Here is a 25,442-nt window from a genome sequence, read left to right as displayed (position 1 = left end):
TATTTTAATGAGTAAAAAAACAATTGTAGTTTGTGATCATATTCACGAAGCTGGATTAAAAATTTTAGAAAAAACAGAAGATATAAATTATGTATTTGCAGCTGATATTGATAAAGTAAAACTATTAGATATTATAAAAGATGCAGATGTTGCAATTACTAGATCTTCAACAGATGTTGATGAAAAATTTTTAAATGCAGCAGTTAAGTTAAAAGCAATTATACGAGCTGGTGTTGGTTATGATAATGTTGATATTGAAGGTTGCAGTAAAAGGGGAATAATCGCTATGAATGTTCCTACTGCAAATACAATAGCAGCAGTTGAGCTTACAATGGCTCATATGTTATCTTGTATGAGAAAATTTCCATATGCTCATAATCAATTAAAAATTGATAGAGTTTGGAAAAGAGAAGATTGGTATGGAAATGAGCTTTATGGTAAAAAACTAGGTGTTATTGGTTTTGGAAATATTGGTCATAGAGTTGCGCTTAGAGCTAAAGCTTTTGAAATGGATGTTATTACTTATGACCCATTTATTCCTAGCACAAAAGCAACAGATTTAGGTATTACTTATACTACAAATTTTGAAGACATATTAGCTTGTGATATTATTACAATTCATACTCCAAAAAACAAAGATACTATTGATATGATTAGTTTCGATGAGATAAAAAAAATGAAAGATGGTGTTATATTAATAAACTGTGCTAGAGGTGGATTATATAATGAGGAAGCTCTTGTAGAAAATTTAAAGAGTGGAAAAATTGCAATGGCTGGAATTGATGTATTCAAAAAAGAGCCAGCAACTTCTCATCCACTTTTAGATTTACCAAATGTAACTTTAACAGCACATCTTGGAGCAAATACAAAAGAGAGTCAAAAAGAGATATCTATTCAAAGTGCAAACAATGCAATAGAAAGTGCAAGAGGTATATCATATCCAAATGCTTTAAATCTTCCAATTGATGAGAGTAAAATTCCTTCTTTTGTAAAACCATATATCGAATTAACTCAAAAAATGGCATTTTTACTAGCACAAATTAGTAAAAGCGAAATTAGAGCTATTGAAGTAAGTGCAGAGGGTGAATTAGCTGAATTTGTAGATTCTTTACAAACTTTTGCAAGTGTTGGTGTTCTTAGTGCTAGTGCTAGTAGCAGTAGTGTAAACTATGTAAATGCAAACTTTATTGCTAAAGAGAAAAATATAGAATTAACTACTAAAAAATTAACAAATAGTAGTGGTTACAAAAATAAAGTATCTGTAAAAATTACAAATGCAAAAGGTGTAAAAGCTATATCAGGAACTGTATTTGGTGAAGATGTTCAAAGAGTTGTTGATCTTGATGGTTTTGTTATTGATGTTGAACCAAAAGGTAAAATGATTATCATGAAAAACAAAGATATTCCAGGTGTTGTAGGAAAAGTTGGAAATATTTTAGGTGAAAATGGTATCAATATATCTGACTTTAGACTAAGTCGTGGTAAAGAAGGAACTGCTCTTGCAGTTATATTAATAGATGAAAAAGCAAACTCAAAAGTAACTAGTGAACTTGATAATTTAGAAGCTAGCATTGCTGTTGCTTATGCTGAAATATAAGGAGTAAAAATGGCAATTGGAATGAGCGAATTAAAAAAAGGTCTTAAAATTGAAGTTGAGGGAATTCCATATAAAATTGTTGAATATCAACATGTAAAACCTGGGAAAGGTGCTGCATTTGTACGAGCAAAAATAAAATCTTTCTTAAATGGAAAAACTATTGAAAAAACTTTTCACGCTGGTGATAAATGTGAAACTCCAAATTTACAACAAAAACAGATGCAATTTTTGTATGATGATGGTGAATTATTACAATTTATGGATACTTCAAATTATGAGCAAGAAGGTTTAACTTACGAGCAAGTTGGAGATGCATTTGATTGGATAATAGATGGAATGCAAGTAGATATGATGTATTTCAATGGAAAAGCTATTACAGTTGAGCCTCCTATGGTTGTTGAATTAAAAATTGTAGAGACTCCACCAAACTTCAAAGGTGACTCTCAAGGTGGAAGAAAACCAGCTACTTTAGAATCAGGTGCTGTTGTTCAAATACCTTTTCATATTCTTGAAGGTGATGTAATAAGAGTAGATACTAGAACTGGTGAATACTTAGAAAAAGTAAAATAATTAAAAAGCTAGATTTATTCTAGCTTTTTATAAAATCTCAATATATTAAATCTTCTTTTTTAAAAAAACTATCTTTTCATCCCCTAAATAGTTTTCATGTAATATTTCAAAATCTATATTTAGCTCGTTTAAAGCATTAATTCCATTTCTAATTTTTGGGCTTATTATTAAAATAAAAAAGTCTATTTTATCTTTTAAAATATCAAGAAGATTATAAACACCTTCAACCATCACAAACTTATAATCAAGTATTTTAAATAAATCATCACTGATAATTACTTTTCTGTTTGGTACTTTAAAAAGTGGTATATTTTGAGGAAAAACTTTATTTTTACTATAAATAAAAACATCTGGTTCGCTCCCTTTTATATATCTTGTATCTAAAGTTGGTTTATCAGTTCTTACAGTGTTTCCACCAATCAAGAGAAGGTCAATCTTATCTCTTAACGTATGTAAATATAGTTTTGCTCTTTGAGAGCTAATTTGACCATCTATTGCACCATTTAAAGTTTGTGCCATTTTGAAAAATATACAAGTTTTATTTTGCCAAGATTTAAAAGGAATTAAAAGATTTTCACACTCTTTTTCTAAAACATTTGTTGTGATGTTTATATTTTCATCTTCTAATGTTTTTATACCACCACTTGCAATTTTGTTTGTATCAAATGAACCAATAATTACTCTTTGTGGTTTTAAAATAGATAAAAGTTTTGCACAAGATGGAGTTTTTCCATCATGATTGCAAGGTTCTAGCGTTGTATATATTTCACAATCTGCAAAAAAATTATTATGATTTTTAATTAAGTATTCATGTATTTCAGAACTTTTATTTTTGATTTTTAAAACCGAATTTGGTTCTTGTGTAAGGAATGCAGTTTTTAGTGCATTGATTTCAGCATGTGGCATTCCTGCTTCTTTATGTGCTTCAACTGCTAAAAGCTTTCCAGCTTTTACAACAACACACCCAACAGCAGGATTTGGGTAAGTTAAAAGTTGATATTTCCAAGCCTCATCAATGGCTAATTTCATATAGAAATTATCATCAATCTTCATAAAAAACTACTTTTTACCACTCAAAATATGTTGCAGCACTTAAGATATTATCATAAGTAATTTCTTCTTCTCCGAACTCTGTTTTTATAGTTATTTTGGCATTGTCTGCGCTTAAAAGTTCACCTTTTAAACTATCTGTTTCAATATTTTTCACTTTTACAAGCTCACCAATACTCGCTATAAAATGTTCTGGTTTTTTTAATTTTCTCTCAATTCCAGGAGAACTAACTTCAAGATTATATTTTCCACCCATTGGCTCATCAATATCTAAAATTGGAGATATTAATCTTGAAATTTCAGCACATTTATCTAAATTTACACCATCTTTTGATGTTACAATAACTCTAAAAACATTTCTCTCATGCTCTTTTTTTGTAACAATATCATAAAGCTTTAGCCCACTATTTTCAACTATTAGTTTAATTTGCTCTTCTAAATTCATTCTTTTTCACTTTTTGTTTTATCTTTTTTTATTTTTGCAAATAGGTCTTCAATATTTTTTGATTTTTCCAAAGATGTATCTAGTTCAAATTTAAAATTTGGACATTTATACCATCCTGTACTTGCCAATACATCACTTTTTATTCTTCCATTTGCTTTTTTTAGAGATTCAATTACCTCTTTTACCTCATTTTTATCAAAATCACTACCATCAAAATATACAATTGCATCGTATTTTCCGTTCTTACAGTTTACACCTGTTATTGGTAAAGAGTTTATTTTACTGTTTTGTAGTTGTGACAGAGCTTGAGGTATAAGCTCCATCAATAAGGATTCAGTTCTTTGAAGATTTATACTTTTCATTAATTGTCAATTTTTACTTTCTCTTCAATTTGAATAAATGTCTCAATATAATCTCCAACTTTTATATCGTTGAATTTATCAAACATAATTCCACACTCATATCCACTTGCAACTTCTTTTGCATCATCTTTAAATCTTTTTAGTGATGAAATTTTTCCAGTATATGTAACAACTCCATCTCTAATAATTCTAGCATGACCGCCTCTGATTACTTTTCCATCTGTTACTAAACATCCAGCAACAGTTCCTACTTTTGGTACAACAAATGTTTCTCTAACTTCTGCTTGACCAGTATTCTCTTCTCTTATAATTGCACTCATCATTCCAGATAGAGTATTTTTTACATCATCAAGTAAATCATATATAATTGAGTATGTATTTATCTCAACTCCATCAGATTTTGCTTTAGCTTTTATAGCTCCTGTTGGTCGTACATTAAATCCTAAGATTATACAACCTTCACTAGCACTTGCTAGAACTATATCACTTTCAGTAATTCCACCAACAGCTGAATGAATAACTTTTACTTTTACTTCATCATTTGCAATTTTTTCTAAAGAACCTTTAATTGCTTCTAAAGAACCACCAACATCTGCTTTAATAATTACTGGTAATTGTTTAATTTTACCTTCAGCTATTAATCCACTCATCTCTTCAAGAGATACTTTTGTAGATTTTGATAACTCTTTAGCACGTGCATGCTCAGCTCTTGTTGTTGCAATGTCTCTTACTTCTTTTTCACTATCCATAGCAACTAAACTTGAACCAGTTGTTGGTACTTCATTTAGACCTAAAACAGTTCCTGTTTCACTAAGTCCTAACTCTTTTACAATTTCTCCCATATCATTTGTAATAGCCTTTACTCTTCCAAAAGTAGTATCACAAACAATATTATCTCCAACTCTTAAAGTTCCATTTTGAACAATAATATTTGCAACAGGTCCTCTTCCTTTTTCTAAAGAAGATTCTATAACAGTAGCTTTAGCTTTTGCTGTAGGATCAGCTTTTAGATCAAGAAGTTCAGATTGGATTAGAATATTTTCAAGTAAATCTTCAACTCCATCTCCAGTTCTTGCAGATACTCCAATAAACTCAATATCTCCACCCCAATCTATAGGAGTTAGATTTTTTTCAGCCATTTGAGCTTTTACCATATCTGGATTTGCAGTTTCTTTATCCATTTTATTTATAGCTACTATAATTGGACAACCACTAGCTTTTGCATGAGAGATTACCTCTTCTGTTTGAGCTTTTACTCCATCATCAGCAGCAACAACTATAATAATAATATCTGTAACATTTGCTCCTCTTGTTCTCATTGCACTAAATGCTTCGTGTCCAGGAGTATCAACAAAAGTAATTTTTTGTCCATTTTTTGTAATTGTATATGAGTTAATATGTTGTGTAATTCCACCAGCTTCACCTGAAGCTACTTTTGAACTTCTAATTTTATCTAATAAAGATGTTTTACCATGGTCAACATGTCCCATTATTGTTACTACTGGAGGTCTAGTTACAAATGATTTAGTATCAATCTCTTCATCATAACTCTCTTCATAATTTACATCTTCTAAAGCGTCTTTTACAGTTACCTCAATACCAAACTCTTCTCCTAGTATTTCTAACTCATCTTGCTTTAAAAAGTCATTTTTCGTAACCATCATTCCTAAATGAAATAGTACAGTAATAACTTCAGCTGGAGTTTTCCCACAAGCTTCTGCAAACTCATAAACTCTAATATCTTCAGGAATTACAATAGAAGTAATATCTTCTTTCTCTTGAGCTCTAACAACTCTTTTCTTTCTTTTTCCTCTTTTAAGTCCTATTGGAGTATTTCCAAAAGCTGCAGGTTTTGAACTTCTAGAGTGATTTGCAGTATTTACTGGCTTTGGTTCATCAAAGATTTTAAAATTATCTTGTAAATCCATATCAAGAAGAACAACCTCATCTCCCAAAAGAGAATCATCACTACTTCTAAACTCTTCATTACTATGTGAAACTTCTAATTTTCTTCCATGATCTTGAGCTTTTATAGGAGTTTTTTTCTTCTCTTTTTTGATTTTTTGATTTCTTTGATGTTCTTCTCTTAATCTATTGTTTTTTTCAAAATTTTTCTCTTCATTTTCACCAAAAATATCACTTAAAGATTTTTGAGTTTTTTTAACTTCAAAATCTTCTTTTACAACTTTTACCTCTTGTTCTTCTGGTCTTTTTTTCTTAATAATTACAAGACCTTTCCTTTTTGGAACAATTTTTGTTGGATTTATTATATTCTCTTCATCATTTAGATTAGTAAATTTTTCTTCAGTTTTTAAAACAGGCTTTGAAATAGCTGGTTTTTTGATTTCAGTTTTTATCGAGTTTTCAATTAATTGCTCTTTATCATTTATCTCTAAAGCTTTTACATCAGCCTCTTCATTTACTTCTATCTCTTTTTCAGGTTTTGAAACTTTTTCCTCTACTGGCTCTTTAATTCTAGAACTTTTTCCAGTCATTATATACTGTGTAATCTCTTCTGCATCCTCATAAGACACAGTAGCTTGTGCCGTCTTCAAATCTATCCCTAGCTCTTTTGCTTTTTGCATAACCTCAGCGCTTGTTGATGCAGCTTCTTCTGCAATCTCAAAAACTCTTACTTTATCTGACATCTAATAAAATCTCCTCAAGTTGTATAACATACTTATCTTTATTTTTACACTCTCTACAAAGTGCTTTTTCATATCTCTTAATATCTTTCATATCCAAAAAATCAACTTTACATGGCTTGCAAATATAAAAGCTTCTTCCAATGTTATCATAAATTGATAACTGTTTATTTGAACATTTAAATCTTAAAAGCTCCTTTTGTTCGAGCTTTTTCCTACAGAATATGCAAGTTCTTAAGATTATTTTCAAATTAGCCAAATATTATACCTAAATTTTTCTTAATAATGTAAAATAATTAAATTTCAATTTTTACACCATTATTATCAAAATCTACACTCATTACTCTAAAATGAGGAAATTTCTCTTTTAAAGCAAGTTCAAGCTTTTGACTATCTTCACTATAAGCTACTGAAAAAAATGTAGAACCTGAACCAGAAAGAGTACTCATTAAAGCACCATTTTTTAGAGCTGTTTTTTGTACTTCAAATAGTTCTGGCATATGCCTCATTCTAAATTGTTGATGAACCATATCAGCTGATGCATACTTTAACATCTCCCAATTTTCACTCATAAATGCAGCTGTTAAAAGTGATGAATGAGATATATTAAAAATTGTATCCTCTTTTGAATATTTATATGGAAGAGTTTTTCTTGATAATGTAGTTGAAATTGGTCTATTTGGTACAACAACAACTGCTTTTAAAGTTCTAGGAATTGATTTATTTATAAATTTTACCTCATTTTCATGTACGCTTGCTACATTAAATCCACCCATAACAGCTGGTGTTATATTATCAGGATGGCTTTCGTATGCCAAGGATAGATTTAAAAGTCTCTCTTTTTCTACTTTTATTCCTTCAATTGCATAAGCACTAGCAATTGCAGAAACAATAACAGCAGAAGAGCTTCCTAGACCTCTTGAAAGTGGAATTTCATTAAAAAATTCAAATCGAAAATGTCTCTTTTTTTGTGTCAAATTGTAGTAAAAGTCGTTAAAAATAGATATAAACATATTATTGTCTTTTAATGCTGGGTTATTTGAACCCTCACCTTTTAAAGATACACTATGAAATTTTGATGGTCTTATTATTACTTGATTTTTTAAATTTAAAGCTACTCCTAAACAGTCAAACCCAGGCCCTAAATTTGCACTGGTTGCTGGAACACTAATTCTCAAATATTCTCCTTTTTAAATGGTTCCCCTTTAAAAAGGAACCGAATCTCTTATAACTACTTTTTATAGTGTAGATTAAAAATCTCCCAAAAGTAGCAAAAACCTAAAGAGCTTCAAAATGAAGCCTTTATACAGCGGGTAAATTATATATTGGCAAAGTATCTTTAGAAAAATTTATATTTTCTAAACACTTTGGTAATTCAAAATCCGAGATTTTACACATATTTGGCAAAAAATCTACTTTAATCTCTCCATTTTCATTTATAAAATATTTTTTTCCTAATGCTTTTATTGGAGAATTTTGATTAAAAAGAAACCCATTTGATGCTAGAAACTCAATATTTTTTATCATAGATATAGTTTTTAAAAATATATAAGCAATTTTTATAGACATAAATGAACCTGGTGTATTTATATAAATTATAGTTTTTATATCAAACTCTTCTAATAAATCTTTAAATAAAACTGGTAATTCATCAGATGTTAATCCATTTTGTTCTATTTTTCTTAAAAGTTGTTTATCTTTATAAACTCCTATTAAAAGTGGTTTAGAAATAGTTATAACTAAAATTTCTATCAAATTTTTACTCTGCACTCAACTGTTTTGCAAATGCAAGCTCAAAAACTTCAGCTTCACTACTTGCCTCTTCTAAATCAATGATTTCATAATTATCTTTATCTTCATAAAGTTTTTTTGTTAAAAGATGATTCAAGTGATGACTTCCAGCCACTGCTTCGTACTCGCCAATCATTGTATACTCTAAAAGTGCCATATCACCAATTGCATCAAGGATTTTATGTCTTACAAACTCATCTTCATATCTTAAACCCTCTGGATTTAGAATTTTTGTTTCATCTAAAACTATAGCATTTTCCATACTTCCACCAAGTGCTAAACCAATACTTCTTAAATATTGAACTTCATGTAAAAATCCAAATGTTCTAGCTTTTGCAATACTCTCTTTGTACTCTTCAATTGAGTAATCAAAATGAAATTTTTGCTGTCCAATTGCTGGATGATTAAATTTAATCTCAAAATCATAAACAATTCTATTTGATGGTTTTAGACTTACTCTTTTCCCATCTTCTGTTGTAACAACAACCTCTTTTTTGATTTTTATTGCTTTTTTTCCCTCTTCTTGCTCTTGTATTCCAGCCTCTTCAATTAGCATACAATATCCAGAAGCACTTCCATCTAAAATTGGAATTTCATCATTATCTAAAACAACTCTTAAATTATCAATTCCATAAGCATAAATCGCAGATAAAAGATGTTCAATAGTTGAAACTACTACTCCATCTTTACCTAAAACTGTTGCCATTTTTGTATCAACAACATACTCTTTTTTTAGTGGAATAGTAACTGCTGCATCACTTCTATATATTATAATTCCACTATTTGATGGCAAAGGCTCTAATCTCATTCTTACAGGGACCCCTTTATGAAGCCCTATTCCAACAATTTCGATATCACTCTTTATTGTTCTTTGTTTCATTTTTTATTTCCATCTATAATTTTTATTGCACTATTTATTGTATTTGTAAGATTTAGTTTCATCCAATTTGAATCCAACCACTCATTTGGATTTGCTTCAATTCCTTGAATTAAAATTCCAAAGTGTAAATGATCTCCAAATACAGCTCCAGTAGAACCTGTATTTCCAATTTCTTGTCCAGCAACAACCATATCTCCAACATCAACACTCTGAGCACTTGTATGTGCATAAAGAGATGACAATCCTAAACCATGGTCAATAATAATACTCTCTCCATAAATTCCTAAATAACCCCTAAATATAACCTTTCCAGGATTAGTTGTAACAATACTTGCTCTTTTTACACTAGCCCAATCCATTCCTAAATGCCATGCTTCATCTATTTTTTCATTATTATAAGAATAGTGTCTTCTCTCTCCAAACATTGCAAAAGTTTTTGCATTTGTCATTCTTATAAAAGTTTTAACATCAAAAGGCATATTTTGACTATCTGCAAAATTCTTGATTACAACATTTCTCATAGTTGATAGATTTTTTGCTCTTAAATCTTTGTTTGCTTTTACAAAAATATCAGCAGGAGTTGTTGGAACATCAATATTGCTAAGCTCTAAAACATTTTTACTAACACTATAAATAAAATCATCACTAATATTTAAATTATCAACTTTTTCTTTAAATCTATCATAATAAAAAGGAACTTTTGCAGAAGCTTTATTTCCTGCCATATCAATAGCAACAACTTTAACACCTTTAAAGTCTGTTAAATCTATTGGCCATGTAATAATAGAGATATAAAAATTTTTTTTATGAAATGGAAAAAGTTCAAAAATAACTTCATCATTGAATGTAACATAATAATCTTTTAGGTTTTCATCATTTATTTCAACAATTAAAATTCCACTACCACCTTGTTTTATCATGTATGAATTTGAAATAACACTTGCTTGTGGTGATCTTCTATCAATTATTAAATTTGTATCCTTAATAGCTTCATTTCCATCAAAAAAATTCCAACTGCTACTATCTTTTGCTTTTACTCTTAAAATTGCATTTGTAGCTTTAAATCCATCTGTTGGCTTAAAAGGTTTTATTTCAAAAGTCAAAATTCCACTATTTGTATCTTCATTTATTAGTTCATTTTCTAAAACAAACTCTTTTTGGTCATCTATTAATATTGTTTCAAAAGATTTCAACTTACTTTTATCTGCAACTTCAACTCTTATTGGAGTTTGTAAATTCCAATAAATATCTTTTTGATTAACTTCAGTTTGAACATAAATACTCGGTTCTTCTCTATCTAAAGTTAAAATAACACCTAAAACAATAACAACAACAATCATAACTGAAATACTTATATATAATAATCCACTTTTTTTATCCATAATATTTTATAACTTCCTTTAATACTAAATTTTTTGCAACTTCTACATCTTTTGTATCTATTGTACATCCTGATGCATTAAAATGTCCACCACCATCAAAAATAGAAGCTATTTTTGAGACATCAAGCTCATTTTTAGATCTCAAAGATACTCTACAAGCTCCATTTATAAATCGTATAAAAAATGCAATTTTTACTATTTGCATACTCATAATCATATCAAGAGCATCTTCACAATCTCGACTGTGTGCACCAGTAATTTTAAACCACTCTTCAAGAGCATAAATAGTAGCTATTTCTCCCTCTTTATAAAGTTCTAAACTATCTAAAACTTTTGGAATAATTCTGTATTTTGCCAAACTATCTCTTCTTAAAAGCTTATTTGCGATAAATGATGGACTAGCACCACACTCAACCAAAAAGTTAACTTTTTTAAAAGTATCTTCATCGCATCTTCCTAAAGAAAATGCCAAAGTATCATCATATATTCCACAATAAAGTGATTGCGCACTATATTTTGATATATTTAATCCATTATGTTTGAAAAATTCAAAAACAATCTCAGCTGTACTGCTTTTATATGGATCTACTATATTTATTGTGCCAAAATTATTATTTGAAGCATGATGATCAAAATTTATAAGTGGTACATCTTTTGATAAATCAAATCCAATCCTCTTATAAGTTCCACAATCAACACTAATAGCTAAATCATAAAAAGGTGGTAAAATATTTGTTATTTTATCAAATCTATTCAAAAAATCTAAATTTTTTGGTAAATCAGAGCTAATATTAAAAACTTTATGTTTGATTTTATTTTCTGCAAATAAATTTGATAGAGCCAAAGCACTCCCAATAGAATCAGGATCTGGATTTACATGAGTTATTATTAAAATGTATCTACTTTTTTCTATTAGTTCTAAAGCTTTTTGATACAAACTCATATCTATTTTATTGCTCAAAATAAAATCTTTTTTCAAAATCAATCAACTCTCATTGAAAAATCAAGCCAAGTTGCTTGATGAATTATACTTCCACTACTAACAGCATCAACTCCTGTTTTTGCATACTCTTGAATAGTGTCAAGATTTATATTTCCACTAGCTTCTACTAAAATATGAGGATATTTATCATCTCTATATTTTACAACATCTTTTATTTGTTGAAATGTCATATTATCACACATTATAATATCAGCACCAGCTTCCATAGCTGTTTCAACTTGAGAAAAAGTTTCACACTCTATTTCTATTTTTGTAACCCAAGATATTCTTTTTCTTGCTATTTTTACAAATTCTGCCAGATTTTCAATAGTTCTAAGGTGCGTATCTTTAAGCATCAAACAATCATCAAGACCCAATCTATGGTTTATTGCTCCACCGACTCTTGAAGCATATTTTTCAAAATCTCTCAATTGTGGTCGTGTTTTTCTAGTGTCCAATAAAACAACATCAAAACCATCTAGTTTTTCAACAAATTTACTAGCCATTGTAGCTATTCCGCTTGCATGCTGAAGCATATTTAAAAAAGTTCTCTCACTTGAAAGTAGTTTTGAAGCTTTTCCTTCTAGTTTTGCCAAAATATCTCCAGCTTGTATTTTGTCACCATCTTTTTTCAAAAAATCAACTTTTATTTTTTCTGTTTGAGCTAAAGTTTGAGCATATTTAACACCAGCTAATACTCCATTACTTTTAGAAACAATCTTTGCTGTAAATTTTCCATCAGGAGCAATATCGTAAAATAAATCTCCTCTTCCGTTGTCTTCTGTTATTGCTTGCTTTACAAACCTTTTAATATGAATCATATTTCAAACATCCTTTCAAGAGCTATTTTTGCCCAGTATCTTGTCTTGTCATCTACTTTTATCTCTGATAATTCACTTATTTTATTCTCTTTTATAGATTTTAAAGTCAAATAAACATGCTCTAAAGTTGTCTCATTCATAGTAGGACACTCTGGTTTTGTTGAACTTAAAATATATGTATTTTTCTCTCTTAATCTATTAACCATATTAAACTCTGTCCCAACAACAACTTTTTGTTCCTCTGGTAGCTCTTTTATAAATTTTATTAATTGAGAAGTTGAACCAACAAAATCAGCTTTATCACAAACAGCTGGATCACACTCTGGATGGACAGCTACAATAATACCTGGATATTTTTCTCTATAAAAATCTATATCATCAATATTAAATTGTTGATGAACACTACAAAAACCGTTATAACAAATAATATCAGCATCTTTTAAATTTGTTCCATCTCCTATAACTGCTGATTTTAATCCTAAGCTTTTTGCAAAATTTTGTCCTAAACATCTATCAGGTACAAAAAATATTTTTTTACCATATTTTAAACCTTTTTCAATTATTTTATAAGCATTTGAAGATGTACAGACCATTCCACCCATTTCACCAACTCTAGCTTTTACGCTTGCACTTGAGTTAATGTAAGTAATTGGTAAAATATCATCATTTGATATTCCAGCTTCATTCATCTTTTTCAAATTTTCTAAAAAATAACCTTCATCAATCATTCTAGCCATTGCACAACAAGCAATTCTTGGCATTAGAACTCTTTTTTCTGGATTTAAGATTTTTGCACTCTCTCCCATAAATCCAACACCACAAAATACAACAAACTCTTTGTCGCTTTCCATAACTTTTTTGGCTAATTCAAGGCTATCACCAGTTATATCAGCTAATTCAAATACTTCATCTCTTTGATAAAAGTGAGCTACAAGTACAACATCTAGCTCTTTTTTTAGTTTTAAAATCTCTTCTTTATAATTCAATAATATTACCTTTTAAAAATTTTATTAAGTGAGAATATATCAAAAATTTAGTTATAATCTCATTTAATTTTAAAAACAACAAAGGTTATTGATGGATTTTTTTACAAATGAAAATATAATTTTTTATCTTTTAGCATATTTAATAGGCTCTATCCCTTTTGGTTTAATACTAGCAAAAACTTTCGCAGGTGTTGATATAAAAAATGATGGAAGTAGAAGTATTGGTGCCACAAATGTTTTAAGAGTAGTAAAAAAAACAAATCCTAGTTTAGCAAAAAAATTAGGTATTGCAACAGTTATTTTAGATGCTTTAAAAGGTACAATTTTACTTTTAGTTGGTATATTTATTTTTAATTTAAGTGAGCAAACTCTTTGGACAATGGCTGTTTTGAGTGTTTTAGGGCACTGCTATTCTATATATTTAGGATTAGAAGGCGGAAAAGGTGTTGCAACTGGACTTGGAGTTTATATTGTTTTAATTCCAATTTCTACACTAATTGGTGCAATTGTTTGGTTTATTTGTGCAAAAGTTTTAAAAATATCATCTTTATCTTCACTTTTGGCACTAATTGCGGTAATTATTAGCTCTATTTTTATAAACAACGGTTTAAATATAGGTTCAAATGCACCTATGTATCTAATTGCTTTTATAATTTTATACAAACATATTCCAAATATTATAAGACTTCTAAAAGGTGAAGAGAAAAAAGTAGTATGAAAATAGAGATTGAACAACTTACTTTTAAATGTATTATTGGAATTCTTCATTTTGAGAGAGTAAAAAAACAAAAAGTTATAATCAACCTTAGTTTTGATTATGATTTTATTAAAGATAATTTCATAGACTATTCAGAAGTTGCAAATCTTGTAAAAAAAACTATGAAAGAGCATAAATTTGAACTTATTGAAGATGCAATAAAAACAATAAAAAAACTTCTAGAAGATACTTACACAATAAAAAATCTCAAATTAAAAATCTCAAAACCAAATATTTTAAAAGATTGTATAGTAAGCATTTCTTCTTAAAAAAATTTAGTAAAATTATGGTAAAATCTTGTATTTTTAAAAAAAGGATTTTATCTTGAAAAAAATTATTGCTTCTTGTGCACTATTATGTGGAGCTTCTCTTTTAGCAGACACTACTATGTGCTTTAAAGAAAACTACCCATCTATGGCAACTATTGAAACTGTTCCTCTAAATGGTGGAGCTTGTGGAGGGAAATACTCTATTAATGATATGAAAAAAAAGGGTTGGCTTGTTGATGATATTAAAATAAATGGTTCTAGTTATATTTATATCTTAAAAACTCAAGATCATGGAAAAACTATGGCTGGTGTTGCACCATCTGGAATTAGTCAAGAACAAATGGAATCAAATATTCTTGCTAAGCTTGAAGCTAAACAAGAAGCTGAAGAGCAAGCTGCTATTGTAAAAGAGAATGAAACTATGTTAGCTGATGCAAAAGTTTTATATACAAATCAATGTCAAAGCTGTCATGGAGAAAAAGGTGATAAAACAAAAGGTAATTCAAAACTTAAAAATATAAGCCAGAAAGATATGGAACAAGCTCTGAAAGATTATGAATTAGGAATTAGTGAAGAGAAAAGAAGTTCTATTTATGGACCTGCTCATATTAATTTCTTAAATAACAAAAGCATAAAAGGTATCAAAGCTTATTTAGATAGTATTCAATAATTTTAAAGAGCATATTGCTCTTTAAATAATATTTTATTTACTCACAACATATTTAAAAACCTCAAAATAGAAAAACTAAAGGATAAAGCTATATGGATGCCTATGAATATTCAGAACTTCTAAAACTACTTAACACAAAACTAAACAACATAAAAGGTATTTTAAAGCCTGATTTATTAAATAAAAGATTGCAAGAGATTATAGAGCTTGAATCAGCTCAAGATTTTTGGAATGATATTGACAACGCTACAAAAATTGGAATAGAAAAAAATAGAATTTTAGGAAAACTAAATAAATTTAATAAGGCTTATGAGTCATTAAACGGTACAAATGAACTTTATGAGATGGCAAATAGTGAAAAAGATGAAGATACTTTAGAACTTCTATATGAGGAAGCTAGTGATTTAGAAAGTTTAATAAAATCAACTGAAATATCTGTAATGCTTTCAAATCCAGATGATACACTAAATGCAATCGTAACAATACATCCAGGAGCTGGTGGAACAGAGTCACAAGATTGGGCCTCAATTTTATATAGAATGTATTTAAGATGGGCTGAAAGAAATGATTTTAAAATTGAAGTATTAGATTATCAAAATGGTGATGAAGCTGGAATAAAAGATGTAAGCTTTGTAATAAGAGGTGAAAATGCATATGGATATATGAAGACTGAAAATGGTATTCACAGGTTAGTGCGAATATCTCCTTTTGACTCAAATGCAAAAAGACATACATCTTTTTCATCTGTTATGGTAAGCCCTGAAGTAGATGATAATATTGATATTGTAATAGAAGATAAAGATATAAGAATTGATACATATAGAGCCAGTGGTGCTGGTGGACAACATGTTAATAAAACAGAATCGGCTATAAGAATTACACATATTGCTACAAATATTGTTGTTCAGTGTCAAAATGATAGAAGTCAACATAAAAACAAAGCAAGTGCAATGAAAATGCTTAAATCAAGACTTTATGAGCTTGAACTTGAAAAACAAAGAGCATCTAAAGATACGGGTGATAAGAGTGAAAATGGATGGGGGCATCAAATTAGATCTTATGTTTTACAACCATATCAGCAAGTAAAAGATAGTAGAAGTAATATTGGATATTCAAATGTAGAAGCTATTTTAGATGGAGATATTACAAAAATTATGGAAGATGTTTTAATAGCTACTAGCTCAAATTAATCTTTTATAAAAAATTAAACCAAATAAAAAAGGCTAGAAGAAAATCTTCTAGCCTTTTTCTATTTTTACAAGGAAATCTTATAAAAATGATTTTGAATATGCACTGTCAGATACATTTTGAGTATCTACGATATATGGAACAAGTGCCATGTGTCTTGCTCTTTTAATTGCTTTTTCTACCATCTCTTGAGAATTTTTAGAATTTCCTGTAAGTCTTCTAGGCATAATTTTACCTCTTTCACTCATAGAAATTTTTAAAAGCTCAATATTTTTATAATCAATAAAATCTACTTTCATTTCAGTATATTTACAAGATTTTTTTCCGTATTTTCTTCTTTCAGCCATTTTTAACTCCTTATTTTCTAAAACGGTATTTCGTCGTCGATATCGATTTCAGGAATATTTTGCTCAGCTCTTGCTTGAGTTACTCTTCCTGCACCTTGATTTGGATTGTATGAAGGTTCATTGTATTGCTCTTTTGGAACTTGATTATAAGAGTTATTCCCGTAAGAACCACCCTCATTTGAACCTTTGCTATCCAACATTTTCATCTCTTCAACTCTTAAAGAGTGTCTGCTTCTAGAACTTCCGTCTTGCGCAGTCCACTGTTCAAGAACCAATCTTCCTTCTAGTAAAACTTTAGAACCTTTTTTTAAGTATTGATTAGCAACTTCTGCACTTCTTCCAAACATATTAAACTCTAGAAAACAAACTTCTTCTTTTTGTTCTCCTGTTTGTGATTTATATCTGTAAGATGAAGCAATTGAACTTTTAGCAACTGCTGAACCACTAGGTAGATATTTCAATTCAATATCTCTCGTAAGATTTCCAACCATAATTGTCTTATTATACATAAAAGGCTCCTTATTTTAAAGCGTTACTTTGAAGCTCTTTTTATAGCTTCTTCACTCATTTTAGTCCAAGAAGAAACCTCTTTTTTAGTTTCATATTTAATAAACATAAATCTAATAAGTTCTTCGTTGTTTCTATAATTTCTTTCAATCTCTGCAATTGAATTTGCTGGCGCTCTAAAATAGATTACATAGTAGTAACCTCTTTTACATTTTTCAATTTCGTATGCTAGCTCTTTTATACCAATATTTTCAGTTGCAACTATCTCTGCACCATTTTTTTCAAATAGAGCTTTAACTCCATCAAGTTGTGCTACTGTCTCTTCTTCAGTTAAAGTAGGCTTTAAAATAAACATTGTTTCATAATGTTTTAATTTTGACATTCGTTCTCCTTATAGATTGTGCCGATTTTCTTTACATTCCCATTTCATCAGCAAGGATATTTTTTTGTAAAGTTTGGGATTTTATCTAAATGAAACTATAAATTTTCTTAAACTTGCTTGTAAATATAAATTTATATTATCAATTTTTTCTGTTTTTATAGCTAATTCTAAATTTAAAATATACTCTAGCATATCTAAAAATTGTTTTGGTTTTATATTTATTGCTAGTTTTGATTTTTTTTCCCAAATATTCTTTGGAGGATTATAACCTAAAACTTCAATAGGATTTACAACCGCATAAATTCTAGCATGTGAGCTAATCATAAAAAGTTGTTGAATAAATGAACTAATTTGATTTAAAATAAAAACCTCATTTAATCCCTCTTCTAAAAGAAGTGTTAAATCATCTGATATATCTTTTGAAGCGATTAAATCATGTAAAAAATCATCAAAATTCACACTTCCAACACCAAAACAGTGTAAATCAACCAATTTAGTAGTTACTCTTTCATTCAAAAGAGCTAATTTACTTAAATCATTTGAGCTAAGACTGATATTTTGTCTGTGCATAAAATATAGATGACTCAAAGCATTTTCATCATAATCAATTTTTAATCTCTTTGCCTCATTTTGTAAAAAACCTATAGCTTCATTTGGCATTAATGCAAAAAATCTAACTGCACAAGCATTTTGTTTAGCACTAAAACTACTCTCCATAGATTTAAAATCAGTATCTCCAATACAAGCTAATATAAGTGTGCTATCTTTGTTTATATTTGCAGCTTCAACTAAAATATCTAACTCTTTTTTTGGAATTTTTTTATCTATTTTTATCAAAACTACATTATTTGATGAAAATAAAGATGACTGAAGAAGCCTATCTTTAGCATATTTAAAGTTGTACTCTTCAAAATATAGTTTTTCTATCTCTTCATCTTTTGCTATTATTTTTGAGACTAAATATGCATATTGCTCAACTAAAAACGTTGATTGACCATAAAACATATAAGAACTAAATCTTTTATCTGCTTTTAAATATTTATCAAATTCACTTTTATACATGGTTAAAATATTACCCTAAGTTTACTTTTATTATAATTTTTCTTATTTTAATTACTAAGGGGTTTATCATGTATAAAGTTGTTCTTCCTATTTTAGGCTTTGAAAAATTTTCAAAAATTGATGTAGAGAAAATAGACGAATTCGTTTCTTTTTTAAAGTTCGAAGATGGTTCTAAAATATCTATCATAAACATAAATGTTTTAAACAAAGTTTCGTTTGATTTTCAAATTGACAATAAAACTTTAGAGGCTTTAAAAATAAAATCAAAAGATGACTTCTCTACTTATTTTATCTTAGTTTCTCAAGAGCCTGTTGAGCACTCAATTATTAATCTAGTTGCCCCAATTTTCATAAATGAAAAAGAGAAACTAGTTGGTCAATATGTTACAAGCGAAAAAGTTGAACCTTATTTAGCATCTTTAAATAAGTGTATTAATTTATAATATTTTAGCAACTATTAATTTAGTTGCTAAATTACTTGAAACTATTTTTACTTTATGTTTTGAAAATAGTTTTTGCCCCTTATAATTTTCTATAGTTACTTTTAATCCAATCATGTTTTCATAACAAACAGCCTTTGCTCTTTCAATATCAACTATTTTTACTTTAATTTCACCATCAATATTCTCTTTTGCCCATCTTGCATATTTTCTATCTTCAAAATCCCAAACAAGTTTATCTATTTTTCTTTCTTGTTCTGAAATATGAGTACAAATATCATCTATGTTTTTTGGTAATTTTTTACTCTTTAAAATACGATGAATTACCAAGTCAGAATACCTTCTTATAGGACTTGTAAAGTGTGAATATGAACTAAATCCTAAACCAAAATGACCCAAATTCTTTGAGCTATATTTTGCTTGAGTTAAACTTTGAATAACAAGTTCATCTATTTCATCTCTTAAAAATAATTTATTTGATTCTTCTTGAATATGCGAAATTGTTTCATGTACATTATCTTTTAATTTTGCTTTTACACCCAAAATATTAACATCATCAATTAATTTTGATATAGCTTTAAAATTTGGCTCTTCATGAATTCTAAAAATTCCCAAAGCTCCAACTTTTTTACTAGCTTCAATATTTGCAAGTAGCATACACTCTTCTACTAATTGGTGAGAGGATGTTGATTTTTCTACTTCAATATTTTCTAATAAACTGTTTTTTAATTTAAGTCTATTCTCTTGTGTTCTAAAGTCATAACCCTTTTTTAATCTATCGTCTCTAAATTTTTTTGTAATTTTATAAAGCGGAATAATATAATCAAAAATTCTCTTTTCATTTTCATTATATTGGTCAAGTTTATTCTCTAAAACTCTATCAATTCTTCCATATGAAAAATTCCTATGATTTTTTATAGTTGCACAAAATAGTGAACTATTTTGGACTTTTAAATTTTTTAGATCTAATTTTAGTTTAAAAACATACGCGTATCTATCTTCATTCTCTTTTAGAGAACACAAGTTTTCACTTAAAAGTGGAGGAAGCATTGGCAATGTTCTACTTGGTAAATATATTGTTGAAGATTTTTTAAAAGCTAAAACATCAAGTTTACTCCCCTCTTGTACAAAATGAGAAACATCTGCAATTGCTACAAATAAAGTACTATTTTCTATATCAAAAAAGATAGCATCATCATGGTCTTTGGCACTATTTGGATCTATTGTGCAAAATGGTAAATCTCTTAAATCAACTCTTGTTTCTTCTTTTTTAGACTCATCTTCAATAAACTCATCTATTTCAATTTTTTCTTCATCTCTATAAAGTTCTTCATAAATATACAAACTTATAAATTCATCTATTTTTGCATCATCTAAATTTCCAATAAACTTGATTTCTTTAAACTCTTTATTATCAATTATTAGAACATCACCATTTACATAAGCTTTTGTATTTTTACTAGGTATTTCTATGTTCTCTTTTAAAGTAAAAAATGAGCCATCTTCAACATATACTAAAATTTCAGCTTTTTTTCCTTCAAGTACTTTTATAACCTTCGCTTTTATTTTACTTCTTGGATTAAAAACTCTTTTTACCAAAATTAAATCATTGTTAAATGCGCCATTTAAACTATCAAGTTCTAGTTTTATGTTTTTTATTGGATTTACTAAATCTTCTAAAATAGCAAAATTCTTTTCAATCTTCAAAACTCCAATTTTATATTTTGAATTTATCTCAAAATCTTCACCATTTTTTACTATTATCTCATCTTTTATGTAATTTTCTATTATATTTTTTTCATCTTGCGAAAAATTAAATATCTTTTTTTCAATTTTTGTAAATATATTTTTTAGCAATTCTTATCCTTTTATTTGCACTATTATATAGTTTTTCTTTTAAATCTAATATTTATATATATTTTTGTATAATCTTGATAAATTTTTAAAAAAACAGAGGGTAGATAAATGGCAATAAATGTATTCTATGACAAAGATTGTAATATAGAGTTAATAAAATCAAAAAAAGTTGCAATGATTGGATTTGGTTCACAAGGACACGCACACGCTGAAAACTTAAGAGATAGCGGTGTTGAAGTTGTTGTTGGTTTAAGACAAGATGGTAGTTCTTGGAAAAAAGCTGAAGCTAAAGGTTTCAAAGTTTTAACAGTTGCTGAAGCTACAAAAATTGCAGATGTTGTTATGATACTTTTACCAGATGAGAGTCAATCTGAAATTTATGAAAAAGAGATTAAACCAAACCTAAAAGATGGTGCTTATTTAGCATTTGGACATGGATTTAATATTCACTATAAAAGAATTATTCCTTGTAAAAAAATGAATGTTATGATGATTGCTCCAAAAGCTCCAGGTCATACAGTTAGAAGCGAGTTTACAAAAGGTGGAGGAATTCCAGATTTAATTGCAATTCATCAAGATGCATCTGGTGATACAAAACAAGTTGCTCTTGCATACGCTAGTGCAATTGGTGGTGGAAGAACAGGAATTATAGAAACTACTTTCAAAGATGAAACTGAAACAGACCTATTTGGTGAACAAGCAGTTCTTTGTGGTGGAGCAACTGCTTTAGTTCAAGCTGGATTTGAAGTTCTAACAGAAGCTGGTTATGAGCCTGAAATGGCATATTTTGAGTGTTTACATGAGTTAAAATTAATTGTTGACTTAATGTATGAAGGTGGAATTGCTGATATGAGATACTCTATTTCAAATACAGCTGAGTACGGAGATTATGTATCAGGACCTAGAGTTATAAATGATGAGTCTAAAAAAGCTATGAGACAAATATTAAAAGAGATTCAAAATGGTGTATTTGCTAAAGATTTCATTCTTGAAGGACAATCAGGATACCCAAGAATGAATGCTGAAAGAGCATATACAAGAGCTTCTTTATTAGAGCAAACTGGTGTAAAACTTAGAAATATGATGCCTTGGATTGCATCTAAAAAAATAGTAAATCAAGAGACTAACTAATTATTTTAAGAGCTTTTGCTCTTAAAATAAAACTATCTTATGACAAAAAAAACAAGAAAAAAACGAAAAATTTCACCTATAAAAAAAAGCTTAAGAAAAAGAAATCTTGCGAGAAATTTTATAGTACTTTTAACTCTTATTTTTCTACTTCTGCTTTTTGCTTATTTTTTCTTGAGTAAAAATAATCAAAGAATAAAATCTTCTTCTAACAATAACATCTTACAATCTCAAAAATTATATACAAATGATGAAATTATGGAAGAGGTTATCGAAAGCTTAAATCCAGATAGTAAAAATAACATTTTAGAAAAAAATTTACAATTAGAAGAAGATAAAAAAGAGATTTTTGAAAAAGAGCTAAAAAAAGATATTTTAAAAGAGGTTTTAGAAAAACAAAAAGAGATTGAAAAATCAAAAATTGAACAAAAAATAGAAATAAAACAACCCAAAGAACCATCAAAAGAGATAGAAGATGAGATAATCGAAGAAAAAGTTCAAATAGAAAAACCTATAACAAAAGAAAAAAAACAATTAATAACAAAAAAAGATAGCTACAAATATGATTTAAAAACTAAACCAAAACTAGTAATTATAATAGATGATGTAGTATCAAAATCACAAAAAGATAAAATTTTAAATATTGGATATCCTATAAGTATGGCATTTTTACCACCTAATGGTGCACAAAAAGAGTCAGCTACTATTACACAAAATTTACCATTTCATATGATACACTTTCCAATGCAAGCTTCTAAAAACTTTAAAAATATTGAAATTGATACTTTAAATATATCTGATAGTTATGAAAAAATAGAAGCACGAGTAAAACAGCTTAGAGCTTTGTATCCAAATACTACTTATACAAATAACCATACTGGTTCGGTTTTTACAGAAAATTATGAAGCTATGGATAAACTTTTTCGTGCATTAAAAAAATATAATTTTATATTTGTAGATAGCAAAACAACTCCAAACTCTGTAGCAAAAGAGTTATCTATAAAATACCAAATGCCATATATTGTAAGAGATACTTTTTTGGATAATGACAGAAGCTTTACAGCTATTCAAAATCAGCTAAAAGATGCAATAAGAGTTGCCAAAAAACAAGGTTTTGCAATAGCTATTGGACATCCTTATGAAGTTACTTTCAAAGTTCTAAAAGAGTCAAAACATCTTTTAAACGATGTTGAACCGATATTTTTAAACAAACTTCCATATTTATAAAAATTTAGTTAAAATAAATACAAAAATTATCAAGGGTTTTTTATGATAAATCAATTTGATTTTAAAATCAAAGAACTTGAAGCTATGAAGAAATACCCAAAAGAGCTCTATTTTATAGGAAATACTGAACTTTTAAAAAGAAAAAAAATCTCTATTGTAGGCACAAGAAGACCTTCAAATTATACAAAAGAGTTTACTTATAAACTAGCTTCCAATGTCATATACAATAACAAACTTAAATATACAACAACTAACTTAAATATAATTATATGATGATTTTAAAAAGTACAAATGAATTATTAAAAATATTCATCTCATATACAATTATAAACTTACATCAAAAAGAACTATCTTGAGTTTACATAAAATTGTTACATCTGAAAAAGATAAATTAATAAGATTAAATAGTTTATTTACGGAAGATGAACTTCAAGACCTAAAACTTACAGGATATGCTTATTATTACAAGTTTAATCATTATTTACTCATAATTCCATGTAGTGTAATCTTTGAAAGATACTATGCAACTAGAGCACCATTGTTAAAAGCTACTTTGAATGGTGATCTTAAATCAATATATTCCAAATTTAAATATTCAAAACGACATAATAAAATTGATATACATACTAGAAGACATTTTTCTGATAAAGTTATTGCTTTAGTATGTCAACTATTAATTGAAAAAAGAATAGAAAAGAATTTTCTATATATTTTTTTTCAAAAAATCAATAACAATAATAAATTAGATTATTCTCAAGTACGATGTTTTTTTCCTTATTTTGGCGAGTTTAATTTGGAATCACATTCAAATGAATTTATACATCCTAAATATGGTGAAGTATGTATTGTCAGAAATATTAAAACTAAAAGCTTTTTAAATATGTATGAACTTAAGAATATAAATATTCATTATAAAATATATAGTACCTCTATGCATAATGATTACTTTCCTGTTATAGATTTAGATTTAGAACAATATAGGTATTTCAATTATTGTTCATTAATGATAAGTAATAATTTTAAACAAGTTTTTAAGAACTTGTCTATTATTCAAGAATATAAAATAAATACCCATTATAAATTGGAAATTAGTTTATCACATGCAGAATATAAAGAATACTTAATTGTTTTCATGTTTATTCTAAATGACAGAAAACTAAAAAGAAATTTCTTTTGCTTTTATGTAAATAAAATTTTTACTTATATTGAAGATGATATAATTCAATTTTTGGAGTTGAAAAAACTAGAAGAACTAGAAGAAATATGTATACTTTTGAAAGCAAGATATAAAACTTATGAAGCACGTATCCCAAAATATCACATGAGTGATTATCAACAAAAAATGCTAATTAATGAAATAGCTAATACCTGCGTATAATATACTATTATACGGTTTATAAATGTTTATTTTTCTAACTTGCCTTTATTTCACACATCGTTTAAAAGCTAACTCTTTTATTCCGTAGTTCCATAAGGTTTGTTGCACTTCGTAGTTTTTACTTTTTGAACACATTGAGGAACACTGAAAATTAATATAAGTGATTGAATTCAAAACCTAGAAGTTTTGAAAAAAATTTCCAGAATTTTATGTCCTATTTCTTGTTGAAAGATTATAAAGCACATAAAATATATTAATTTAGTCGCTTAACTTTTTATAAAATATAATTAACAATTAGATTTTATTACAGAACCTATTGCTAGACCTATAGATTTAAATTCATCTGAAAAAAAAACATCTGATTTTGCATTATTACACCAATAACAAATAAAAGTACAATTATCCTCAGAATATTCTTTATCTTCTTTTCTATCAATTTCTAAGTTTTTCCCTCTAGTTATCTTTCTTTTGGAAGTTGTTCTTTCATAGAATGACTTTATTTCAATATCCGTACTATTGCAATAGAAGCACTTTTTTTCAGTTTGAATATACCATTTTATAAATTCTTCTCTTTTCCAAAAATTTTCTAAGTCATATCCCGGTTTCTTTTTTACTCTAGATTTAATACCACTATATTTATTTGATGCAATTTTCTGTTCTTTTGAATATTCGGTACTCATATTGTTATAATTTTCTCCTTAAATTTATACATAAAAATA

Annotated in this window: 29 protein-coding genes; 11 read left to right on the top strand and 18 right to left on the bottom strand. The window is 27.9% G+C overall.

The annotated features are described in order from the left end of the window. Positions 1 to 7: 7 nt before the first annotated feature. Together serA and efp are read left to right on the top strand one after the other, a co-directional pair. Positions 8 to 1,597 carry a phosphoglycerate dehydrogenase gene (gene serA / locus ACRYA_RS01140; RefSeq protein ID WP_105917592.1) on the top strand — a complete coding sequence of 530 codons (1,590 nt, stop codon included), beginning with the start codon at positions 8 to 10 and terminating at the stop codon, positions 1,595 to 1,597. A gap of 9 nt (positions 1,598 to 1,606) precedes the next feature. After that, positions 1,607 to 2,167 (top strand): elongation factor P, encoded by a 561-nt coding sequence (efp, locus tag ACRYA_RS01135; RefSeq protein ID WP_105917591.1) that lies wholly within the window; start codon positions 1,607 to 1,609, stop codon positions 2,165 to 2,167. A 45-nt stretch (positions 2,168 to 2,212) separates the two neighbouring features. Here the strand turns inward: efp and ribD are convergent, their stop codons facing one another. The 12 genes from ribD to nadA form a co-directional block, all read right to left on the bottom strand. Next, entirely contained in the window at positions 2,213 to 3,220 is a 1,008-nt protein-coding gene (gene ribD / locus ACRYA_RS01130; RefSeq protein ID WP_105917590.1) for a bifunctional diaminohydroxyphosphoribosylaminopyrimidine deaminase/5-amino-6-(5-phosphoribosylamino)uracil reductase RibD, read from the bottom strand. A 13-nt stretch (positions 3,221 to 3,233) separates the two neighbouring features. Beyond that, the gene (gene rimP / locus ACRYA_RS01125; RefSeq protein ID WP_105917589.1) at positions 3,234 to 3,662 is read right to left on the bottom strand and encodes a ribosome maturation factor RimP; all 429 of its coding nucleotides are present in this window, start codon (positions 3,660 to 3,662) and stop codon (positions 3,234 to 3,236) included. After that, on the bottom strand, positions 3,659 to 4,024 hold the full coding sequence (gene rbfA / locus ACRYA_RS01120) for a 30S ribosome-binding factor RbfA (RefSeq protein WP_105917588.1): 366 nt from the start codon (positions 4,022 to 4,024) through the stop codon (positions 3,659 to 3,661). The genes rimP and rbfA overlap by 4 nt, the downstream gene beginning before the upstream one ends. Continuing rightward, complete coding sequence (gene infB, locus ACRYA_RS01115) at positions 4,024 to 6,672, bottom strand: translation initiation factor IF-2 (protein ID WP_105917587.1); 2,649 nt, start codon at positions 6,670 to 6,672, stop codon at positions 4,024 to 4,026. Before infB ends, rbfA begins: the two co-directional genes overlap by 1 nt. After that, positions 6,662 to 6,928 carry a DUF448 domain-containing protein gene (locus tag ACRYA_RS01110; protein ID WP_105917586.1) on the bottom strand — a complete coding sequence of 89 codons (267 nt, stop codon included), beginning with the start codon at positions 6,926 to 6,928 and terminating at the stop codon, positions 6,662 to 6,664. Before ACRYA_RS01110 ends, infB begins: the two co-directional genes overlap by 11 nt. Before the next feature lie 37 nt (positions 6,929 to 6,965). Then, the gene (gene thrB / locus ACRYA_RS01105) at positions 6,966 to 7,847 is read right to left on the bottom strand and encodes a homoserine kinase (protein ID WP_105917585.1); all 882 of its coding nucleotides are present in this window, start codon (positions 7,845 to 7,847) and stop codon (positions 6,966 to 6,968) included. A gap of 124 nt (positions 7,848 to 7,971) precedes the next feature. Then, positions 7,972 to 8,424: a hypothetical protein gene (locus ACRYA_RS01100; protein ID WP_105917614.1), complete on the bottom strand. Its 453-nt coding sequence runs from the start codon at positions 8,422 to 8,424 to the stop codon at positions 7,972 to 7,974. Between the two features lie 4 nt (positions 8,425 to 8,428). After that, entirely contained in the window at positions 8,429 to 9,340 is a 912-nt protein-coding gene (lpxC, locus tag ACRYA_RS01095; protein ID WP_105917584.1) for a UDP-3-O-acyl-N-acetylglucosamine deacetylase, read from the bottom strand. Then, a complete protein-coding gene (locus ACRYA_RS01090) occupies positions 9,337 to 10,722 on the bottom strand; it encodes a M23 family metallopeptidase (RefSeq protein WP_105917583.1) in 1,386 nt (461 codons plus the stop codon). The genes lpxC and ACRYA_RS01090 overlap by 4 nt, the downstream gene beginning before the upstream one ends. Next, complete coding sequence (locus ACRYA_RS01085; protein ID WP_228199760.1) at positions 10,715 to 11,683, bottom strand: DHH family phosphoesterase; 969 nt, start codon at positions 11,681 to 11,683, stop codon at positions 10,715 to 10,717. The genes ACRYA_RS01090 and ACRYA_RS01085 overlap by 8 nt, the downstream gene beginning before the upstream one ends. 20 nt (positions 11,684 to 11,703) lie before the next feature. After that, entirely contained in the window at positions 11,704 to 12,525 is an 822-nt protein-coding gene (nadC, locus tag ACRYA_RS01080; protein ID WP_105917582.1) for a carboxylating nicotinate-nucleotide diphosphorylase, read from the bottom strand. After that, a complete protein-coding gene (gene nadA, locus ACRYA_RS01075; protein WP_105917581.1) occupies positions 12,522 to 13,511 on the bottom strand; it encodes a quinolinate synthase NadA in 990 nt (329 codons plus the stop codon). Before nadA ends, nadC begins: the two co-directional genes overlap by 4 nt. 91 nt (positions 13,512 to 13,602) lie before the next feature. On the opposite strand from nadA, the gene plsY reads away from it, so the two are divergent. The 4 genes from plsY to prfB all read left to right on the top strand — a co-directional run bounded on the left by plsY (position 13,603) and on the right by prfB (position 16,397). Further along, positions 13,603 to 14,229, top strand: coding sequence for a glycerol-3-phosphate 1-O-acyltransferase PlsY (plsY, locus tag ACRYA_RS01070; protein ID WP_105917580.1), 627 nt, complete (start codon positions 13,603 to 13,605; stop codon positions 14,227 to 14,229). Then, a complete protein-coding gene (locus tag ACRYA_RS01065) occupies positions 14,226 to 14,537 on the top strand; it encodes a dihydroneopterin aldolase (RefSeq protein ID WP_105917579.1) in 312 nt (103 codons plus the stop codon). The genes plsY and ACRYA_RS01065 overlap by 4 nt, the downstream gene beginning before the upstream one ends. A 55-nt stretch (positions 14,538 to 14,592) precedes the next feature. Continuing rightward, entirely contained in the window at positions 14,593 to 15,207 is a 615-nt protein-coding gene (locus tag ACRYA_RS01060) for a c-type cytochrome (protein WP_228199759.1), read from the top strand. A 92-nt stretch (positions 15,208 to 15,299) separates the two neighbouring features. Then, a complete protein-coding gene (gene prfB / locus ACRYA_RS01055) occupies positions 15,300 to 16,397 on the top strand; it encodes a peptide chain release factor 2 (protein ID WP_105917578.1) in 1,098 nt (365 codons plus the stop codon). Between the two features lie 78 nt (positions 16,398 to 16,475). On the opposite strand, the gene rpsR is transcribed toward prfB, so the two are convergent. From rpsR to holA, 4 genes are all read right to left on the bottom strand, one after another. After that, on the bottom strand, positions 16,476 to 16,742 hold the full coding sequence (rpsR, locus tag ACRYA_RS01050; RefSeq protein WP_066156531.1) for a 30S ribosomal protein S18: 267 nt from the start codon (positions 16,740 to 16,742) through the stop codon (positions 16,476 to 16,478). A gap of 17 nt (positions 16,743 to 16,759) precedes the next feature. Beyond that, on the bottom strand, positions 16,760 to 17,251 hold the full coding sequence (gene ssb / locus ACRYA_RS01045) for a single-stranded DNA-binding protein (RefSeq protein WP_105917577.1): 492 nt from the start codon (positions 17,249 to 17,251) through the stop codon (positions 16,760 to 16,762). A gap of 23 nt (positions 17,252 to 17,274) precedes the next feature. Continuing rightward, positions 17,275 to 17,631: a 30S ribosomal protein S6 gene (rpsF, locus tag ACRYA_RS01040; RefSeq protein ID WP_105917576.1), complete on the bottom strand. Its 357-nt coding sequence runs from the start codon at positions 17,629 to 17,631 to the stop codon at positions 17,275 to 17,277. A gap of 81 nt (positions 17,632 to 17,712) precedes the next feature. Then, entirely contained in the window at positions 17,713 to 18,693 is a 981-nt protein-coding gene (gene holA, locus ACRYA_RS01035) for a DNA polymerase III subunit delta (protein ID WP_105917575.1), read from the bottom strand. A gap of 68 nt (positions 18,694 to 18,761) precedes the next feature. On the opposite strand from holA, the gene fliW reads away from it, so the two are divergent. Further along, the gene (fliW, locus tag ACRYA_RS01030; protein ID WP_105917574.1) at positions 18,762 to 19,136 is read left to right on the top strand and encodes a flagellar assembly protein FliW; all 375 of its coding nucleotides are present in this window, start codon (positions 18,762 to 18,764) and stop codon (positions 19,134 to 19,136) included. Here the strand turns inward: fliW and ACRYA_RS01025 are convergent. Then, positions 19,131 to 20,990: an RNB domain-containing ribonuclease gene (locus tag ACRYA_RS01025; protein ID WP_105917573.1), complete on the bottom strand. Its 1,860-nt coding sequence runs from the start codon at positions 20,988 to 20,990 to the stop codon at positions 19,131 to 19,133. The genes fliW and ACRYA_RS01025 overlap by 6 nt on opposite strands. 108 nt (positions 20,991 to 21,098) lie before the next feature. Between ACRYA_RS01025 and ilvC the strand changes: the two genes are divergently transcribed. The 4 genes from ilvC (at position 21,099) to ACRYA_RS01005 (ending at position 24,723) form a co-directional block, all read left to right on the top strand. Further along, entirely contained in the window at positions 21,099 to 22,121 is a 1,023-nt protein-coding gene (gene ilvC / locus ACRYA_RS01020) for a ketol-acid reductoisomerase (RefSeq protein ID WP_105917572.1), read from the top strand. A 39-nt stretch (positions 22,122 to 22,160) separates the two neighbouring features. Further along, positions 22,161 to 23,345: a divergent polysaccharide deacetylase family protein gene (locus ACRYA_RS01015; protein ID WP_105917571.1), complete on the top strand. Its 1,185-nt coding sequence runs from the start codon at positions 22,161 to 22,163 to the stop codon at positions 23,343 to 23,345. A gap of 42 nt (positions 23,346 to 23,387) precedes the next feature. Continuing rightward, entirely contained in the window at positions 23,388 to 23,618 is a 231-nt protein-coding gene (locus tag ACRYA_RS01010; protein WP_105917570.1) for a DNA-processing protein DprA, read from the top strand. 79 nt (positions 23,619 to 23,697) lie between these two features. Then, on the top strand, positions 23,698 to 24,723 hold the full coding sequence (locus tag ACRYA_RS01005) for a hypothetical protein (protein ID WP_105917569.1): 1,026 nt from the start codon (positions 23,698 to 23,700) through the stop codon (positions 24,721 to 24,723). Positions 24,724 to 25,010: 287 nt separating this feature from the next. Here ACRYA_RS01005 and ACRYA_RS01000 read toward each other — a convergent pair whose 3' ends face one another. Beyond that, a complete protein-coding gene (locus ACRYA_RS01000; protein ID WP_105917568.1) occupies positions 25,011 to 25,403 on the bottom strand; it encodes a hypothetical protein in 393 nt (130 codons plus the stop codon). Between the last annotated feature and the right edge of the window lie 39 nt (positions 25,404 to 25,442).

Source organism: Aliarcobacter cryaerophilus ATCC 43158 (assembly GCF_003660105.1).
Taxonomy (GTDB): Bacteria; Campylobacterota; Campylobacteria; order Campylobacterales; family Arcobacteraceae; genus Aliarcobacter; species Aliarcobacter cryaerophilus.
Note: the sequence above shows the minus strand (reverse complement) of the source record. Positions and strands in the feature narration are given on the sequence as shown.

What these genes read in the sequence shown, in the direction of transcription:
- serA (WP_105917592.1), top strand. Translation starts at nt 8, where the DNA reads ATGAGTAAAAAAACAATTGTAGTTTGTGATCATATTCACGAAGCTGGA.
- efp (WP_105917591.1), top strand. Translation starts at nt 1,607, where the DNA reads ATGGCAATTGGAATGAGCGAATTAAAAAAAGGTCTTAAAATTGAAGTT.
- ribD (WP_105917590.1), bottom strand. Translation starts at nt 3,220, where the DNA reads ATGAAGATTGATGATAATTTCTATATGAAATTAGCCATTGATGAGGCT.
- rimP (WP_105917589.1), bottom strand. Translation starts at nt 3,662, where the DNA reads ATGAATTTAGAAGAGCAAATTAAACTAATAGTTGAAAATAGTGGGCTA.
- rbfA (WP_105917588.1), bottom strand. Translation starts at nt 4,024, where the DNA reads ATGAAAAGTATAAATCTTCAAAGAACTGAATCCTTATTGATGGAGCTT.
- infB (WP_105917587.1), bottom strand. Translation starts at nt 6,672, where the DNA reads ATGTCAGATAAAGTAAGAGTTTTTGAGATTGCAGAAGAAGCTGCATCA.
- lpxC (WP_105917584.1), bottom strand. Translation starts at nt 9,340, where the DNA reads ATGAAACAAAGAACAATAAAGAGTGATATCGAAATTGTTGGAATAGGG.
- ACRYA_RS01090 (WP_105917583.1), bottom strand. Translation starts at nt 10,722, where the DNA reads ATGGATAAAAAAAGTGGATTATTATATATAAGTATTTCAGTTATGATT.
- nadC (WP_105917582.1), bottom strand. Translation starts at nt 12,525, where the DNA reads ATGATTCATATTAAAAGGTTTGTAAAGCAAGCAATAACAGAAGACAAC.
- plsY (WP_105917580.1), top strand. Translation starts at nt 13,603, where the DNA reads ATGGATTTTTTTACAAATGAAAATATAATTTTTTATCTTTTAGCATAT.
- ACRYA_RS01065 (WP_105917579.1), top strand. Translation starts at nt 14,226, where the DNA reads ATGAAAATAGAGATTGAACAACTTACTTTTAAATGTATTATTGGAATT.
- prfB (WP_105917578.1), top strand. Translation starts at nt 15,300, where the DNA reads ATGGATGCCTATGAATATTCAGAACTTCTAAAACTACTTAACACAAAA.
- rpsR (WP_066156531.1), bottom strand. Translation starts at nt 16,742, where the DNA reads ATGGCTGAAAGAAGAAAATACGGAAAAAAATCTTGTAAATATACTGAA.
- ssb (WP_105917577.1), bottom strand. Translation starts at nt 17,251, where the DNA reads ATGTATAATAAGACAATTATGGTTGGAAATCTTACGAGAGATATTGAA.
- rpsF (WP_105917576.1), bottom strand. Translation starts at nt 17,631, where the DNA reads ATGTCAAAATTAAAACATTATGAAACAATGTTTATTTTAAAGCCTACT.
- holA (WP_105917575.1), bottom strand. Translation starts at nt 18,693, where the DNA reads ATGTATAAAAGTGAATTTGATAAATATTTAAAAGCAGATAAAAGATTT.
- fliW (WP_105917574.1), top strand. Translation starts at nt 18,762, where the DNA reads ATGTATAAAGTTGTTCTTCCTATTTTAGGCTTTGAAAAATTTTCAAAA.
- ilvC (WP_105917572.1), top strand. Translation starts at nt 21,099, where the DNA reads ATGGCAATAAATGTATTCTATGACAAAGATTGTAATATAGAGTTAATA.
- ACRYA_RS01015 (WP_105917571.1), top strand. Translation starts at nt 22,161, where the DNA reads ATGACAAAAAAAACAAGAAAAAAACGAAAAATTTCACCTATAAAAAAA.
- ACRYA_RS01010 (WP_105917570.1), top strand. Translation starts at nt 23,388, where the DNA reads ATGATAAATCAATTTGATTTTAAAATCAAAGAACTTGAAGCTATGAAG.
- ACRYA_RS01000 (WP_105917568.1), bottom strand. Translation starts at nt 25,403, where the DNA reads ATGAGTACCGAATATTCAAAAGAACAGAAAATTGCATCAAATAAATAT.